Raw genomic sequence first — 14176 nt, 5'->3', positions numbered from 1 at the left:
CCCCTGCCCTTCCCGGCATCGGCGCCGGCGCCGTGGATCCGTCGCGTTCACAATTCAGCAAGAACCTGCCCCTCGTGCCTCCAGGTGCTGCACGCAGGCAGATCTCGACGCGTTCTTGCTGAATCGTGCACGCTGACGGCGCGTAAGAAGCGGTGTTTGCGTGGTCAGACCACACGCGCTACTGTGGTCAGACCACACTGACGCGAGGGGGATCGGATGCCGGAGCAGCAGCAGCCCGCGCGCGCCTGGCGACTTGTCCTCGAGCACATCGAACGCGATCTCCTCGATGGGCGTCTCGGCCCGGGGGACAGGCTGGCGTCTGAACGCGACCTGGCGACCGAGCTCGGCGTCGGGCGTTCCAGCGTTCGCGAAGCCTTCCGCGTGCTCGAGGTCATGGGACTGATCCGTACGGCGACGGGATCCGGTCCGCAGTCCGGCGCGATCGTGATCGCCACGCCGACCGGCGGTATGTCGCAGCTGCTGCGGTTGCAGGTCGCGGCGCAGGGCTTTCCCCTTGCCGACGTCGTGCAGACGCGTCTCGTTCTCGAAGACGCGGTCGTCGGTGCGATGGCGGCTTCGGCCGAGCGCGACACTGCCCCGGCCCACGCGTTGTTGGAGGCGATGGACGCCACCGATCTGTCACCGACCGAGTTCCTCGCGCTCGATGCGCAGCTGCATCTGTCGCTCGCCGAAGGCAGCGGCAACACCGTGATCGCGGCGATGATGGCCGGCCTGCGATCGTCGATCGAGTCCTACGTGCAGGGCGGCGTCGAGGCGATCGCCGACTGGGACACGATGGCCGCACGGCTGCGCGACGAGCACCGCGCGCTCGTCACCGCGATCGACGACGGCGATGTCGACCGCGCCCGCTCACTCGTCCACGCGCACATCTCCGACTACTACACCCAGATCCTCACCCCGTAACCACTCCGAGAGGCACACCATGGTCCAGCGCCAGGTTCCCAACCCCCGCGAGCTCCTCGAGCTCATGCAGTTCAAGAAGCCGGAGCTCGACGGCCGCAAGCGCCGTCTCGACGCCGCGCTCACGATCGACGACCTCCGGACGATCGCGAAGCGGCGCACTCCGAAGGCGGCGTTCGATTACACCGATGGCGCTGCCGAGGGCGAGCTCTCGCTCACCCGCGCGCGCCAGGCGTTCCAGGACGTGGAGTTCCACCCCGGCATCCTGCGGCCCGCGCCGAGTGTCGACACGAGCGTCGACATCCTCGGCGGCCCGTCCGCTCTGCCGTTCGGCATCGCGCCGACCGGATTCACCCGGCTCATGCAGACCGAGGGGGAGGCCGCTGGAGCGGGCGCTGCGGCCGCAGCCGGCATCCCGTTCACGCTCTCCACGCTCGGCACGACGTCGATCGAGGGCGTGAAGGCGGCCACCCTTCAAGAGCCGCAGGGGCCGGTTCCGGGAAGGAACTGGTTCCAGCTGTACGTCATGCGCGACCGTGAGATCTCGTACGAGCTCACCCGCCGTGCCGCGGCGGCCGGGTTCGACACGTTGCAGTTCACCGTCGACACCCCGGTCGCCGGAGCCCGTCTCCGCGACAAGCGCAACGGCTTCAGCATCCCGCCGCAGCTCACGCTCGGCACGATCATGAACGCGATCCCGCGGCCGTGGTGGTGGTTCGACTTCCTCACCACACCGAAGCTCGAGTTCGCCTCGTTGAGCACGACGGGCGGTACGGTCGGCGAGCTGCTGGATGCCGCGATGGACCCGACGATCAGCTACGACGACCTGGCCGTGATCCGTGACCTGTGGCCCGGCAAGATCGTCATCAAGGGCGTGCAGAACGTCGAGGACTCGATCCGGCTCCGCGATGAAGGCGTCGACGGCATCGTCCTCTCCAACCACGGCGGGCGTCAGCTCGACCGGGCGCCGATCCCCTTCCATCTGCTCCCCGAGGTGCGCAAGGCCGTCGGAGACGACTTCACGGTCATGATCGACACCGGCATCATGAACGGCGCCGACATCGTGGCAGCGGTGGCTCTGGGCGCGGACTTCACGCTCATCGGCCGCGCCTACCTCTACGGCCTGATGGCGGGAGGCAGGCAGGGCGTGGATCGTACGATCGCGATCCTGCGTGGCGAGATCGAGCGCACTATGCGGCTGCTCGGAGTCTCGTCGCTCGCCGAGCTCGAGCCGGGCCACGTCACTCAGCTCACGCGGCTGGTGCCGGTGGCGCGCAGCGCTGCCGAGGTCGCCGCTCGCTGACCGCGTCGGCGGGCGTCGCGTACTGACGGCTCATCCCTGCGGTACGGCGCGCTCGCTGCGCGGCGGCCGGGGGATGAGCATCGAGGTCGTGCGCCGGTACTCCGCGTAGGCGGGATATTTGGCGGCCGTGAGGGACTCCGTGAAGATGGTCGACCCGATGAAGAGCACGGTCAGCAGGGCGGCGCCGATGATGGTGGGGTTGATCACCCCGCCGAGGAATCCGGCGCCGCTCGTCGCCGCAGCTGTCGCACCGATCGCATAGAACGCCCACCACTGCGCCTGTTCGAAGAAGAAGTTCGGGTGGCGGCTGAAGCGGAAGAGCCCTGTCGTCGCGAACCCGGGGGCGAGGGTACCGCCCGCTTGCCGCTTGCGCTGATGGAAATTCCACTGCTGCTGGTCGGCGACCGTCTCGCCGAGGAGGAACGACACGAATGCGAGTACGAAGAGCACGTCCCATCCGGTGAGAGCTGACGGATGCTGCGCCGCCATGTGCGCGGGCAGAGTGATGAGCACGAGCAGTGTCATCTGGTAGCCGATGATGAACAGCAGGTTGAAGACCTGGAACTGCCAGGGACGCATCCGCTGTCGCAGGATCGCCCAACGGTAGTCCTCCATTCCGGTGTACCCGCCTTTGCGCGCGAAATTCAACGTGAGGCGTAGGCCCCATGCCGTCGCCAGCACACCCATGAGTATGACGCGCGCGGACCCGGCCCCCTCGGCGAAGGCGCCGACGGCGAAGATCCAGACGTACACGATCGGCACGATCGACCAGGCGCGGTCGACCCAGGAGGTGTCGCGGGTGATCAGCGAGAGCACCCAGCACGCCAGACTGGCGAGCGCGGCCACGAGGACGACGATCAGCAGGGCATCCATGACGCCATGCTAGGGCCCTGTGTCGCGGGCGCGGCGATTCAGAGCGTGGGCAACAGCGCGTCGAGCTTGTCTGCGGTGTCTTCCCAGCCCTCGACCGCGACCGAGGGAACGCCGATCGCGAGCACCGGGTAGTCGTTGCCGCCCTCGTCGAGACGGTCGCCGTAGAAGAGCATGGCGGAGAGCGGGATGCCGGTGCGCGCGGCGAGCTGCCGCATGCCGAAGGCCTTGTCGATGCCCGCCTGGGTGATGTCGATCGAGGTCGAACCGCCGGAGCGCACCTCGAGACCGGGGAGTCGTGCCGCGACGGCATCGCGCAGGGCACCCCGCTTCGAGCCGGTGGGATCCCACTCGTGCTTCGCCTCGCGCGGTGCTCGCTGGCCCAGGGCGGAGAAGGTGATCTGCGAGCCCCGGTCCTCGAGGATGTCGCCCCAGGGTTCCGCCTCCCAGAGTCCGAGCCGCTCCGCCTCCTCGCGCAGCGCGGTCAGGGCGGCGGTCTTCTCGTCGTCACTCAGGTCGTGCGCGTACACGGCGGTGAAGTCCTCACCGTCGTGGCGCAGGTAGCGGGTGCCGCAGGTGGGAAGCAGGTGCAGGCGGGCGAGATCCGCGGCATCCGCGTCGCCGAGGCGGGCGATCACCTGAGTGCGGAACTGCGCCTCGTTGCCTCCCGAGATGATGGCGACGTCGACGGAACGCAGGAGGGAGCGCAGGAGGTCGGCGATGCGTGGATCGATCACGCCTTTGGACGGTGCGAGAGTGTCATCGAGATCGAAGGCGACGAGGGCGGGAGCGGTCATGATGCCTCCAGCGTAGGAGATGGATTCGGAGAGCGTCGCGGGGCGAACACCAGCGTGCACAGCACGGCGAGCACGACACCGGCCGTGGCGCCGACGGAGTTCGCAAGCACATCGGTCACGGTCGCGGCACGGTGCGGCAGGGCGATGCGCTGTGCGACCTCGATTCCGAGCGAGAGGAGCGGCCCGACCAGCAGTGCGAGCAACCAGACGCGTCGCGGAAGCAGCAGGAAGGCGAGGATGCCGACGGGGACGAACACCACGACGTTCGCGAGGATCTCGAATCGATGGAAGTCGATACTGGTCCAGCCGAGGCGGTGCATGGCCGAGAGTGCGAGGTCGAGCAGGTTCGGCATCGCGTGCTCGAGTCGCGCCGGTGTCAGCGTGAGCAGCGCCAGCGCTCCGAAGAACGGAAGGCCGACGATGAGAGCCCAGACGCGGGTGAAACGGCGCGGCGGCGGGAGCAGAGAGCCCATGTGTCCCTTTCGCGCGTTCCCGGTACAGAGAAGGCCGCCCCGCGGGGCGGCCTTCCGGTGTCACTGGTCGGGGTGACAGGATTTGAACCTGCGACCTCTTCGTCCCGAACGAAGCGCGCTACCAAGCTGCGCCACACCCCGTTTGCAACCCTCCGAGTCTACAGGGAAATGCTCCCGGCGCCGAATCGAGCCGCTCGGTTTCGGAAAGCGATGAGACCGATCGAGGAGGGGATCTCAGGGGACCAGCGTCAACAGCGTCGCCTCGGGTCGGCACGCGAAACGCACGGGCGCGTAGATCGAGTGTCCGCATCCGGCGCTGACGTTCAGCGGCACTGTTCGCCCGCTCTGCGACCAGGTGCTGAGCCCCTTGGCCTGCTTCAACGGAATGTCGCAGTTCGCGACCAGCGCGCCGTAGCCGGGGAGGCAGACCTGACCGCCGTGGGTGTGTCCACCGAAGATGGCGTCGGCGCCCAGATCGACGAATCCGTTCAGCACTCGCTGATACGGGGCGTGCGTGACTCCGAGTCGCGTGGTGCCGGCGGCGGGCGTGCCGAGGGCATCGAGTGCTGCGGGCAGCACGTCGAGGCGATCCCAGTCGCGGTGCGCGTCGCTCACTCCGAACAGATCGACGGGATTGCCGGCGATGTCGAGACGCGCGGCCGCGTTGTTCAGGTCGGTCCAGCCGAGCTCCTCGGTGAAGTACTCGTTCATCGCCTCGGTGTCGAGGAGCGCCGGCTCACGATGCTTCTTCGACGGACCGAGGAAGTAGCGCAGCGGATTGCGCGGCGACGGTTCGGTGACGTCGTTCGATCCGTGCACGAACACGCCGGGAATGCCGGCGAAAGGATCGAAGGCGCGACGGATGCCGTCGATTCCGTCACGGTGGCCGAGGTTGTCGCCGGTGTTGACGATGAGGTCGGGCTTCAGCTGTGCGAGCGACGCCAGCCAGTCCTGCTTCCGGTGCTGCCAGGGCGCCATGTGCGCATCGGAGATGTGCAGCACGCGGATCGGTTTCGAGCCGGGTGGGAGAGCGGATGCCGTCGCCTCCCGCACCGTGAACAGGTACCGCTCGATTCCGATACCCCAGACCGCCGCCGCAACACCCGCGGCCCCCACCGCGCCGAGCGCGATGAGGGCCGGGTGAGCGGACCGCGCAGCCGTCAACAGGCCACCGAGATCTTCTTCGTCTTGTTCGCGGCGGCTCCCGCGGCAGGGTTCGTCGCCGAAACCGTGGCCTCCGGCGCGTTGCAGGATCCCGCGAACTCTATCGAGGTGAATCCCGCACCGAGAAGCTGGGCCTGGGCAGCATCCCGTGTTTGCCCGGCGAGGTTCGGAACGGTCGCGCCCAGCCCGTTGCTGGGCGAGAGGGTGACCGTTCCACCGCCGGCAGTCTGTCCCGAGGGGTCCTGTGCCGCCACGATGTTGGTTGCTTTGTCGCTGTCGACGGGCGCACCCACGGTCACGGTGAACCCGGCGGCCTCGAGTTGAGTAGTGGCCTCCGCGACCGTCTTACCGACCACGTCGGGAACGTTGGTCAGCACGCGACGCGTGAGGTTGTTGTCGGGCCGCGGGAACGCGCCACCAGGGTAGGCCGCGTTGGCTGCTCGCTGCGTCTCGCGCGCGAGCGGATAGCGCAACTCGTTGAGCAGACCCGCCGGAGACCACACGTTGAAGACGTTGGCCTCGTCCTTCCAGCGGCCGGCCCACACAGCCGTGGTCACCTTGGTGCTGGACTCGATCATCATGGTCTGGTACGTGTTGTGCGTTCCGGTCTTGCCGATCAGCGGAGTGCCATCGCCGGGGTTCGCCTTCTGTCCGGTTCCATTGCCGGACATGACGCCCTGCAGTGCATAGGCGGCCGTCGCCGCGACCTCGGGCGAGATCGCACCCTTCGTGCACGACGACTTCGGAAGCTCGCGCTCCTCGCCGTCCGGGCCGAGGACCTTCTCGATGGCACGGGGCGTGCAGTACGTCCCCCCGCTTGCGACGGTCGCGTAGGCGCCCGCCATGGCGAGCGGCGAGATGGCCTTAGAGCCGAGCACGTCGTAGGCATTGTTCGACTCGTAGGTCTTCTTGCCGTCTGCCAGCGTGACGCCCATGCGGTCGGCGACCTTGTTGATGTCGCAGATGTCGAGCTTCGACGCCATCGCGAAGTAGCCGCTGTTCAGAGATTGGGCGGTGAAGTCCATCACGGATGCGGTGTAACCGCCGCCGCGCCCGAAGTTGCCGATCTTGCTCGTGTCAGCCGTCAGCTGGCCACCGTCCGGGCACGCCGCGGAGGTGAACTTCATGTTCTTCTGCACGCGTCCGTTGAGCACCTCGTTCACCGAGTGCCCCTTCTCGAGCCAGTCGATCAGGGTGAAAAGTTTGTAGGTCGAGCCGACCGCGAAGCCGCCGGAGTTGCCGTGCAGCGCGTCTCCTGCGAAGACGAGTGAGGTCTGGCCGAGGTTCTTCGTCGGGGTCTCGACGAACTGCGTGTTCTGCGTCATCGACAGGATTCGACCGGTGCCCACCTCGACGGAGACGCCGGCAGCGCCGAAGTACTTGTTGTCGAAGTTCGCAGGCACGGTGTCCTTCATCACGGTCACCGCGGCATTCTGGATCCGATAGTCCAGGGTCGTGTAGATCTTGAGGCCGCCGCGGCGGAGCAGGTCGGTTCGATCCTGCTGCTCGGCACCGAAGGCTTCGTCGTTCTCGATGATCGACTTCACGTACTGGCAGAAGTAGGCGTTCACCTTCGCCGCCGCACAGCCCTGAGTCGGCGCCTTGATCGCGGGGACGATCTCTGCGGCTTTCGCCTCGTCGTACTGTGCCTGGGTGATCTTGCCGTCGTCGAGCATGCGATACAGCACGTAGTCGCGACGTTCCTTCGTGCTCGCGTATCCGTCGGCGGCGCTGTTATGCGCGGTGCCCTGCTTGTCGGTCCAGGAGCCGTCCTTGAGGTCGATGCGGAACGTGTTCGGGTTCTGCACGATGCCCGCCAGGATCGCGGACTGGCCGACCGTGAGCTTCGCGGCGGTCGTGGAGAAGTAATACCGCGCGGCCGCTTCGATGCCGTACACCGTGCCGCCGAAGTTCGCGATGTTGAGGTACCCGAGCAGGATGTCGTTCTTCGAGTAATCCTTCTCGATCTGGATCGCGTAGCGCATCTCCTGCAGCTTGCGCTCGATGCCGTCGGTGCCCTCTGCCTGGGTCGCCGCCTCCCAGCAGGCCTTGAGCTCCTCCGTGTAGGTCTCCGACTGGGTGTCGACCTTCTGCTCGCACTCCTGGATCCGCACGTTCTTCACGAATTGCTGGCTGATCGTCGATGCGCCACGGCTCGACGTGCCCTTGACATTGTCGACGAACGCCTTGACGGTGGCGCCGAGGTTCACGCCGCCGTGGCTGTAGAAGCTCTTGTCCTCGCTGGAGAGGATCGCATCGTAGAGAACCGGCGAGACCTGGTCGTAGGTGACCGGAACGCGGTTCTGCTCGTAGAACGAGGCGAGCACGATCTCCTTGCCATTGGGGTCCTTCGCGTAGATCGTCGACTGCTCCATCGGAGTACCGACCTTCAGGACCTCGGGCAGCTCTTCGAAGATGGTGAGGGCTTTGTTGCCGGCGACACCCGTCATTGCGAGGACGGGCGTGACACTCGCGGTGACCAGGAGACCGGCGACGGCGCTGAGCCCGACGAGCCCGACGAGACCGCCGAGCACGCCTCTCACCGTGCGATTCTTTTGGGGCATACGCTTGATCGTAGGGGAGTTCCCTGAATACCGCCTTTGACGAGCCTGCACCTTTTGCGGGGCGATCGCGCCCTCTTGGAGGACGCAGTGCCGGAATCGACAGGAGTGCCATGACCACGTGGGAATACGTCACCACGCCGCTGCTCATCCACAGCACGGCCGCGATCCTCAACAACTGGGGCAAGCAGGGCTGGGAGCTGGTGCAGGTCGTTCCGGGTCCGGAGGGTGGTCTCGTCGCGTACTTCAAGCGCCCGGTGACCTCGGACGCCTCGGCGAACGCCGGTCTTGCCGCCGCCGCCGAAGCTGCACGTCAGTTCGAGGGAGGAACGGCATGAGCGTCGCCGCACGCCTCGCCGAGCTCGGCATCGACCTTCCTGCCGTCGCCGCGCCGGTCGCCGCCTACGTCCCCGCAGTCGTCCACGGCGGCCTCGTCTACACCTCGGGTCAGCTCCCTTTCGTCGACGGTGCTCTCCCCGCGATCGGCAAGGTGGGCACTCAGGTCACCGCGGAGGATGCGAAGGCATACGCCCGCACCTGCGCGCTGAACGCGCTCGCTGCCGCTGCGGATGCCGCGGGGGGAGTCGACCGCATCGCCGGCGTGCTGCGGCTGGGCGGCTTCGTGGCCTCCGCCGCGGCATTCACCGGCCAGCCCGGCGTCATCAACGGTGCGAGCGAGGTGCTCGGCGAGATCTTCGGCGATGCCGGAAAGCATGCGCGCGCGGCCGTCGGCGTCGCGGAGCTCCCGCTCGGCAGCCCTGTCGAGGTCGAGGTCACCTTCATCCTCGCCTGACGCTGCGACAGACTCAGCATCCGTACGCAGAACGCCCCTTCCCGGATTCGGGAAGGGGCGTTCTGTCGATGTCCTACTTGACCTGCGCCGAGATGATGCTCATGACGGCCGTGTCGGCCAGCGTCGTCGTGTCGCCGACCTCGCGGCCCTCCGCGACGTCGCGCAGAAGGCGCCGCATGATCTTGCCCGAGCGGGTCTTGGGCAGCTCGCCGACGATGTAGACGTCGCGCGGCCGAGCGATCGCGCCGATCTGCTCGCCCACCCACAGGCGGAGCAGCTGGGCGAGGCCCGCGGGATCGTGGCCGGCGAGATAGCTCTCCTTGATGATGACGAAGGCCACGACCGCCTGCCCTGTGGTCTCATCTGATGCGCCGACGACCGCAGCCTCCGCCGTGGCCTCGTGCGCGACGAGCGAGGACTCGATCTCGGCGGTGGAGAGGCGGTGACCGGAGACGTTCATGACGTCGTCGACGCGCCCGAGCAGCCACAGGTCACCGTCTTCATCGAGCCGAGCGCCATCGCCGGCGAAGTAGTAGCCCTGCTCCTCGAACTTCTCCCAGTAGGTCTCGCGGAAGCGCTCCGGATCGCCCCAGATCCCGCGCAGCATGCTTGGCCATGGCTCGGTCACGACGAGGAGCCCGCCGCTGCCGTTGCCGACCTCGGCGCCCTTCTCGTCGACCACGTCGATCGCGATGCCGGGCAGCGGCACCTGCGCCGAGCCGGGCTTGGTGGCGGTGACGCCAGGGAGAGCGGAGACCATGATCGCGCCCGTCTCGGTCTGCCACCAGGTGTCGACGATCGGCGCGAGACTCGCACCGATGACCTCGCGGTACCACATCCAGGCCTCGGGGTTGATGGGTTCGCCCACGGAGCCGAGCAGTCGCAGCGATGAGAGATCGAACTTCGCCGGGATGCTGCGCCCGATCTTCATGAACGAGCGGATCGCGGTAGGAGCGGTGTAGAAGATCGAGACCTTGTACTTCTCGATGATCTCCCACCAGCGACCGGGGTGCGGTGCGTCGGGGGTGCCTTCGTAGAGCACCTGGGTTGCGCCGTTGGCGAGGGGCCCGTACGTGACGTAGGAGTGGCCGGTCACCCAGCCGATGTCAGCCGTGCACCAGTAGACGTCGGTCTCCGGGTGCAGATCGAAGACGTACTTGTGCGAGTACGCAGCCTGCGTCAGGTATCCGCCGGAGGTGTGCAGGATGCCCTTCGGCTTCCCGGTGGTGCCGGAGGTGTAGAGGATGAAGAGCGGGTTCTCCGCAGGGAACGCCTCGGCTTCGTGGTCGGCGGATGCCGCGGGAACGGCGTCATGCCACCAGACGTCGCGACCGTCGACCCAGTCGACGTCGTTGCCGCCGCGCTTGACGACGAGCACGTGCTCGACGGTCTGCTGCTCGCCCTCGCCGCGGTCGCCGAGTGCCTGATCGACGGCGGGCTTGAGCGCGGAGACCTTGCCCTTGCGGTAGCCGCCGTCTGCGGTGATGACGACCTTGGCGCCGGCGTCGTCGATTCGCGCGCGGAGGCTGTCGGCGCTGAAGCCGCCGAACACGACGGAGTGGATCGCGCCCAGACGGGCGACGGCGAGCATGGAGGCGATGGCCTCGGGGATCATCGGCAGGTAGATCGCCACGCGGTCGCCCTGGCCGACGCCGAAGCCCGCGAGCACGTTCGCGGTGCGCTTGACCTCGTCGGTCAGTTCGGCATACGTGATGCTGCGCGAATCGCCGGGCTCACCCTCCCAGTGCAAGGCGATGCGGTCGCCGTTCCCCTCCTCCACGTGGCGGTCGAGGCAGTTGTACGCGACGTTGAGCTCGCCGTCGTCGAACCATTTCGCGAACGGCGGGTTGGTCCAGTCGAGCACCTGCGTGAAGGGCTTGTGCCAGCGGAGGAGGTCGCGGGACTGCTCGCCCCAGAACGCCTCGCGGTCGGCGGCGGCACGCTCGTAGAGTTCCGGCGACGAGACGGACTGGGCGACGAACTCCTCCGACGGCGGGAACTTCCGGGTCTCATCGAGAAGGTGGTCGATCTGGCTGCTCATCGGCAGGCGCTCCTTTGCGGCATCACGGGTCATGCGGGCACGGGGCGGATCATGGCACCGCCGTGTCAGGGCGAATCTATCCTCGGCATCCGACGTCGCATACTGCCGAAAGTCGGTAGCGAGGTGGGTTTTGTCAGGACGGTTGCCTTGCGTACACTCGACGACAGCCGAATTCTCATTCGTGCCTTGGCGTGCCCGATTCCCCCGATCGTGGCCAGCCGTGGGCGGCATCTCATTCCCCCCGTGAGATGCCGCCCTTCTTCTTGGGAGCGCTCTCCGCCTGTCCTGCGGGGAGTCCTGCACCGGAGGCTGCCGCGCGTGCTTGTGCACAGGCCTCGGGATAGCGGCATCGCGGGCGGCATCGGCGACCGTTGCCTCGCCTAGCGTCGCGATATGCCTGATTCCTTCGTGTTCCAACCCCGCGGTGGGGGACGATCGACGCTCAGCACGACCGCCGCGCCGCAACCGCTGCGACTCGACCCGGCGTTCGGTCCGCTGGCCGAGCACTGCGAAGACGATGAGGTGACCGACGCGTTCGTGAACGGCGCAGATGGACTGTTCGTCGATCGAGGGAGGGGCGCTGAGCCGGTGCTCGGCTGGCGAGCCTCCGAACGCGAAGTCCGCGACCTCGCGGTGGCTCTCGTCGCACTCGGCGGGCGTCACCTCGACGATCAGGCGCCGTGCGTCGACGTCCGGCTGGAATCCGGCATCCGGGTCCACGCGGTTCTCGCTCCCGTGTCGACGACCGGCACCGCTCTCTCGATACGCATCCCCCGAGTCCGTGCCGCCGACCTCGATGCGCTCGCCGCCCTCGGATCCTTCGACGCGCGCCAGCAGAGCTGGTTGACCGGACTCGTCGGCGAACGGGCGAACATCCTGATCACCGGCGGCACGGGCACAGGGAAGACCACGCTCCTCTCCGCGCTGCTGTCGGAGGTCTCGCCGAGCGAGCGCATCGTCACTATCGAAGACGTCGCCGAGCTCCGGCCCCGGCATCCGCATCACGTCGCGCTCGAAGCGCGTCAGGCGAATCTCGAGGGGGCCGGCGGCATCAGTCTGTCCCGGCTGGTCCGCGAATCGCTGCGCATGCGACCCGATCGGCTCGTGGTCGGGGAGTGCCGTGGCGAAGAGGTGCGCGAGCTGCTCACCGCACTCAACACCGGCCACGACGGCGGGGCCGGCACGCTGCACGCCAGCGGGCTCCGCGACGTTCCGGCCCGTCTCGAGGCGCTCGGTGCGCTCGCGGGGATGGATGCTGTCGCCCTCGCGCGACAAGCCGTCAGCGCCTTCACCATGGTGCTGCACCTCGAACGGGCACCCGGAGGTGCGAGGCGCATCGCCCAGGCCGGCAGGTTCGTGCTGACCGGCGACCGCCTCGACATCGAGGAGGTCAGGCCGTGGTGAATCCGTTCCAGCGGTCCGCGGCGCGCGAGCAGACGGGGCCCGCTGATGCCGCCACCTCGGTGCAGACACTCGCGGTGCTGCTGCAGGCAGGAGCCGTGCCGCTCGTGGCGTGGCGGCACCTCGCCGACACCGGCGACGCCCACGCGGCGGCGATCGTCGCCCGGGTCGATGGCGGGGCGGCGCTCCTCACCGCCATCGAGGCCGAGGGCGGCGCCTGGGCCGATCTGGCTGCCGCGTGGGAGATCGCGACGACCGTCGGCGCGCCCCTGGCCGAGGTGCTGCGGATGATCGCCGAGACGCTGCGAGACGCGGCATCCGCCGCAGACGATGTGCGCATCGCGCTCGCAGAACCTGCCGGGACGGCGCGGCTCCTCCTCTGGATGCCCTTCGCCGGATTGCTCCTCGGATTCGCCCTCGGGTTCGACACTCTCGGCGTGATCGTCGGCAACCCGATGGGGACCGCCTGCGTCGTCGCCGGGCTCCTGCTGGTCGTGGCCGCACGGCAATGGACCAGAAGGCTGCTGCGCCGGGCGAGCCCGACGCCGGGCACCCCGGGGATGCGGGCCGAGCTGGTCGCGGTCGCGCTCGCAGGTGGCGCATCCGTCGACCGCGCACTCCGCCTGGTCGCGGAGAGTTCGGCATCCGGTTCAGGGGACGACGATCGCATCGGCTCTGTGCTCGAGCTGTCGCGCGCGGCCGGTGTACCGGCGGGCGAGCTGCTCCGCGCGTCCGCGGCCCAGGACCGGCATGCTTCGCGCATCCAGGGGCGCCTGCGCGCCGCGAAGCTCTCGACCAGCCTGCTCATCCCGCTCGGAGTGTGCACACTCCCCGCATTCCTCCTGCTGGGTGTGGCGCCTCTGCTGCTCAGCGTGCTCACCGCGACACCGTTGCCGCTGTGATCGATCACCGGATGCGACTGCATCCCCACAGAAAGAAGGAACACCATGAACACCATTCCCTCTCAGAACACCATTCCCTCCCTGAATCGCCGCCGCGCAGCGACGCTCTTCGGGGACGAATCCGGTGCTGCCACGGCCGAGTACGCGATCACGACGATGGCCGCCGTCGCATTCGCGGGACTGCTGGTCGTCATCATGCGGTCCGACGAGGTGCGCGGCATCCTCACAGACCTCGTCCGGCGGGCGCTGACGGTGTCATGAGGCATAAGAAGCACGCGAAGCTGCTCCTCCGCGAAGAACGCGGTTCCGTCGCGGCCGAGCTCGCCCTCGCCCTCCCGGCCGTCGTGCTCGCACTCCTGCTGGGTGCGGGTGCGCTCGGGGCAGCCTCCCGCCAGGTCGCATTGCAAGACGCGTCCGCCGATGCCGCACGCCTGCTCGGGCGCGGAGAGGGAGCGGATGCCGCGGAGCGCGTCGTGCGTGGCGCAGTCCCCGGTGCGGCGACGAGTTCGTCCATCTCGGGTGACCTGGTCTGCGTCTCGGCATCGCTCGACGTCTCGGTCGGTGCGATCATCCGCATCCCAGTGCGCGCGTCGAGCTGTGCGCTCGCCGGAGGGCTCTGATGGCGGGCTCGGTGCTGGCCGTCGGTGTCCTCGGCGCGGCTGCGGCACTCTCCCTGGGGCTCACGATCGTCGGGGGCGCAGCCGTCGTCGCGCAGCGCGCGGCAGGGGCGGCCGACGCGGCAGCACTCGCTGCTGCCGATGCCGCCAGTGGCGCGGTGCCTTCGCCGGACGAGCCATGCGCACTGGCCGGAAGGGTGGCGCGGGCAGCGGGCGCCACCCTCTCCGGCTGCACGATCGAAGGCTTCGTGGCGACCGTGGAGGTGCAGGCGGCGTACGCTGGTCTGGCTGCCGTCTCCCGCGCCCGTGCCGGGCCACCCGAGGGTCAATGAC

Annotated in this window: 15 protein-coding genes and 1 tRNA gene; 9 read left to right on the top strand and 7 right to left on the bottom strand. The window is 68.2% G+C overall.

The genetic code is table 11. The features are described 5' to 3' along the window. The first annotated feature begins 216 nt into the window (after nucleotides 1-216). Nucleotides 217-924: a FadR/GntR family transcriptional regulator gene (locus V5D55_RS00610; protein ID WP_435746642.1), complete on the top strand. Its 708-nt coding sequence runs from the start codon at nucleotides 217-219 to the stop codon at nucleotides 922-924. 19 nt (nucleotides 925-943) lie between these two features. After that, entirely contained in the window at nucleotides 944-2224 is a 1281-nt protein-coding gene (locus V5D55_RS00605) for an alpha-hydroxy acid oxidase (protein ID WP_435746640.1), read from the top strand. A 30-nt stretch (nucleotides 2225-2254) separates the two neighbouring features. Here the strand turns inward: V5D55_RS00605 and V5D55_RS00600 are convergent, their stop codons facing one another. The 6 genes from V5D55_RS00600 to V5D55_RS00575 all read right to left on the bottom strand — a co-directional run bounded on the left by V5D55_RS00600 (nucleotide 2255) and on the right by V5D55_RS00575 (nucleotide 8092). Then, complete coding sequence (locus V5D55_RS00600; RefSeq protein WP_435746638.1) at nucleotides 2255-3097, bottom strand: DUF1295 domain-containing protein; 843 nt, start codon at nucleotides 3095-3097, stop codon at nucleotides 2255-2257. A gap of 38 nt (nucleotides 3098-3135) precedes the next feature. Next, a complete protein-coding gene (locus V5D55_RS00595; RefSeq protein WP_435746636.1) occupies nucleotides 3136-3891 on the bottom strand; it encodes an HAD-IIB family hydrolase in 756 nt (251 codons plus the stop codon). Further along, the gene (locus V5D55_RS00590; RefSeq protein WP_435746634.1) at nucleotides 3888-4364 is read right to left on the bottom strand and encodes a VanZ family protein; all 477 of its coding nucleotides are present in this window, start codon (nucleotides 4362-4364) and stop codon (nucleotides 3888-3890) included. Before V5D55_RS00590 ends, V5D55_RS00595 begins: the two co-directional genes overlap by 4 nt. A gap of 64 nt (nucleotides 4365-4428) precedes the next feature. Then, nucleotides 4429-4505: transfer RNA gene (locus V5D55_RS00585), tRNA-Pro, on the bottom strand. A 93-nt stretch (nucleotides 4506-4598) separates the two neighbouring features. After that, entirely contained in the window at nucleotides 4599-5528 is a 930-nt protein-coding gene (locus V5D55_RS00580; RefSeq protein ID WP_435746632.1) for a metallophosphoesterase, read from the bottom strand. After that, nucleotides 5525-8092: a transglycosylase domain-containing protein gene (locus V5D55_RS00575; protein WP_435746630.1), complete on the bottom strand. Its 2568-nt coding sequence runs from the start codon at nucleotides 8090-8092 to the stop codon at nucleotides 5525-5527. Before V5D55_RS00575 ends, V5D55_RS00580 begins: the two co-directional genes overlap by 4 nt. Before the next feature lie 110 nt (nucleotides 8093-8202). On the opposite strand from V5D55_RS00575, the gene V5D55_RS00570 reads away from it, so the two are divergent. Both V5D55_RS00570 and V5D55_RS00565 read left to right on the top strand, forming a co-directional pair. Continuing rightward, on the top strand, nucleotides 8203-8427 hold the full coding sequence (locus tag V5D55_RS00570) for a hypothetical protein (RefSeq protein WP_435746628.1): 225 nt from the start codon (nucleotides 8203-8205) through the stop codon (nucleotides 8425-8427). Continuing rightward, nucleotides 8424-8882 (top strand): RidA family protein, encoded by a 459-nt coding sequence (locus tag V5D55_RS00565; RefSeq protein WP_435746626.1) that lies wholly within the window; start codon nucleotides 8424-8426, stop codon nucleotides 8880-8882. The genes V5D55_RS00570 and V5D55_RS00565 overlap by 4 nt, the downstream gene beginning before the upstream one ends. A 73-nt stretch (nucleotides 8883-8955) precedes the next feature. Here the strand turns inward: V5D55_RS00565 and acs are convergent, their stop codons facing one another. Beyond that, nucleotides 8956-10923 (bottom strand): acetate--CoA ligase, encoded by a 1968-nt coding sequence (gene acs / locus V5D55_RS00560; RefSeq protein WP_435746624.1) that lies wholly within the window; start codon nucleotides 10921-10923, stop codon nucleotides 8956-8958. Nucleotides 10924-11316: 393 nt separating this feature from the next. On the opposite strand from acs, the gene V5D55_RS00555 reads away from it, so the two are divergent. Genes V5D55_RS00555 through V5D55_RS00535 form a run of 5 tightly spaced genes read left to right on the top strand, consistent with a single transcriptional unit; the run spans nucleotide 11317 to nucleotide 14175 of the window. Continuing rightward, the gene (locus V5D55_RS00555; protein WP_435746622.1) at nucleotides 11317-12327 is read left to right on the top strand and encodes a TadA family conjugal transfer-associated ATPase; all 1011 of its coding nucleotides are present in this window, start codon (nucleotides 11317-11319) and stop codon (nucleotides 12325-12327) included. Further along, complete coding sequence (locus V5D55_RS00550) at nucleotides 12321-13226, top strand: type II secretion system F family protein (RefSeq protein WP_435746620.1); 906 nt, start codon at nucleotides 12321-12323, stop codon at nucleotides 13224-13226. The genes V5D55_RS00555 and V5D55_RS00550 overlap by 7 nt, the downstream gene beginning before the upstream one ends. Before the next feature lie 45 nt (nucleotides 13227-13271). Then, nucleotides 13272-13487 carry a DUF4244 domain-containing protein gene (locus tag V5D55_RS00545; protein ID WP_435746618.1) on the top strand — a complete coding sequence of 72 codons (216 nt, stop codon included), beginning with the start codon at nucleotides 13272-13274 and terminating at the stop codon, nucleotides 13485-13487. Beyond that, nucleotides 13484-13846, top strand: coding sequence for a TadE family type IV pilus minor pilin (locus V5D55_RS00540; protein ID WP_435746616.1), 363 nt, complete (start codon nucleotides 13484-13486; stop codon nucleotides 13844-13846). The genes V5D55_RS00545 and V5D55_RS00540 overlap by 4 nt, the downstream gene beginning before the upstream one ends. After that, nucleotides 13846-14175, top strand: a complete 330-nt coding sequence (locus V5D55_RS00535) for an Rv3654c family TadE-like protein (RefSeq protein ID WP_435746614.1) — start codon at nucleotides 13846-13848, stop codon at nucleotides 14173-14175. The genes V5D55_RS00540 and V5D55_RS00535 overlap by 1 nt, the downstream gene beginning before the upstream one ends. Nucleotide 14176 lies beyond the last annotated feature (1 nt).

Source organism: Microbacterium sp. PMB16, from assembly GCF_051294855.1.
In the GTDB taxonomy this organism is placed as follows: domain Bacteria; phylum Actinomycetota; class Actinomycetes; order Actinomycetales; family Microbacteriaceae; genus Microbacterium.
This window is presented reverse-complemented; position numbering and strand designations above follow the sequence as displayed.

Bases quoted from the DNA above. Each gene is read 5' to 3' on its own strand.
- V5D55_RS00610 (WP_435746642.1), top strand. From the start codon at position 217: ATGCCGGAGCAGCAGCAGCCCGCGCGCGCCTGGCGACTTGTCCTCGAG.
- V5D55_RS00605 (WP_435746640.1), top strand. From the start codon at position 944: ATGGTCCAGCGCCAGGTTCCCAACCCCCGCGAGCTCCTCGAGCTCATG.
- V5D55_RS00600 (WP_435746638.1), bottom strand. From the start codon at position 3,097: ATGGATGCCCTGCTGATCGTCGTCCTCGTGGCCGCGCTCGCCAGTCTG.
- V5D55_RS00595 (WP_435746636.1), bottom strand. From the start codon at position 3,891: ATGACCGCTCCCGCCCTCGTCGCCTTCGATCTCGATGACACTCTCGCA.
- V5D55_RS00590 (WP_435746634.1), bottom strand. From the start codon at position 4,364: ATGGGCTCTCTGCTCCCGCCGCCGCGCCGTTTCACCCGCGTCTGGGCT.
- V5D55_RS00575 (WP_435746630.1), bottom strand. From the start codon at position 8,092: ATGCCCCAAAAGAATCGCACGGTGAGAGGCGTGCTCGGCGGTCTCGTC.
- V5D55_RS00570 (WP_435746628.1), top strand. From the start codon at position 8,203: ATGACCACGTGGGAATACGTCACCACGCCGCTGCTCATCCACAGCACG.
- V5D55_RS00565 (WP_435746626.1), top strand. From the start codon at position 8,424: ATGAGCGTCGCCGCACGCCTCGCCGAGCTCGGCATCGACCTTCCTGCC.
- acs (WP_435746624.1), bottom strand. From the start codon at position 10,923: ATGAGCAGCCAGATCGACCACCTTCTCGATGAGACCCGGAAGTTCCCG.
- V5D55_RS00555 (WP_435746622.1), top strand. From the start codon at position 11,317: ATGCCTGATTCCTTCGTGTTCCAACCCCGCGGTGGGGGACGATCGACG.
- V5D55_RS00545 (WP_435746618.1), top strand. From the start codon at position 13,272: ATGAACACCATTCCCTCTCAGAACACCATTCCCTCCCTGAATCGCCGC.
- V5D55_RS00540 (WP_435746616.1), top strand. From the start codon at position 13,484: ATGAGGCATAAGAAGCACGCGAAGCTGCTCCTCCGCGAAGAACGCGGT.
- V5D55_RS00535 (WP_435746614.1), top strand. From the start codon at position 13,846: ATGGCGGGCTCGGTGCTGGCCGTCGGTGTCCTCGGCGCGGCTGCGGCA.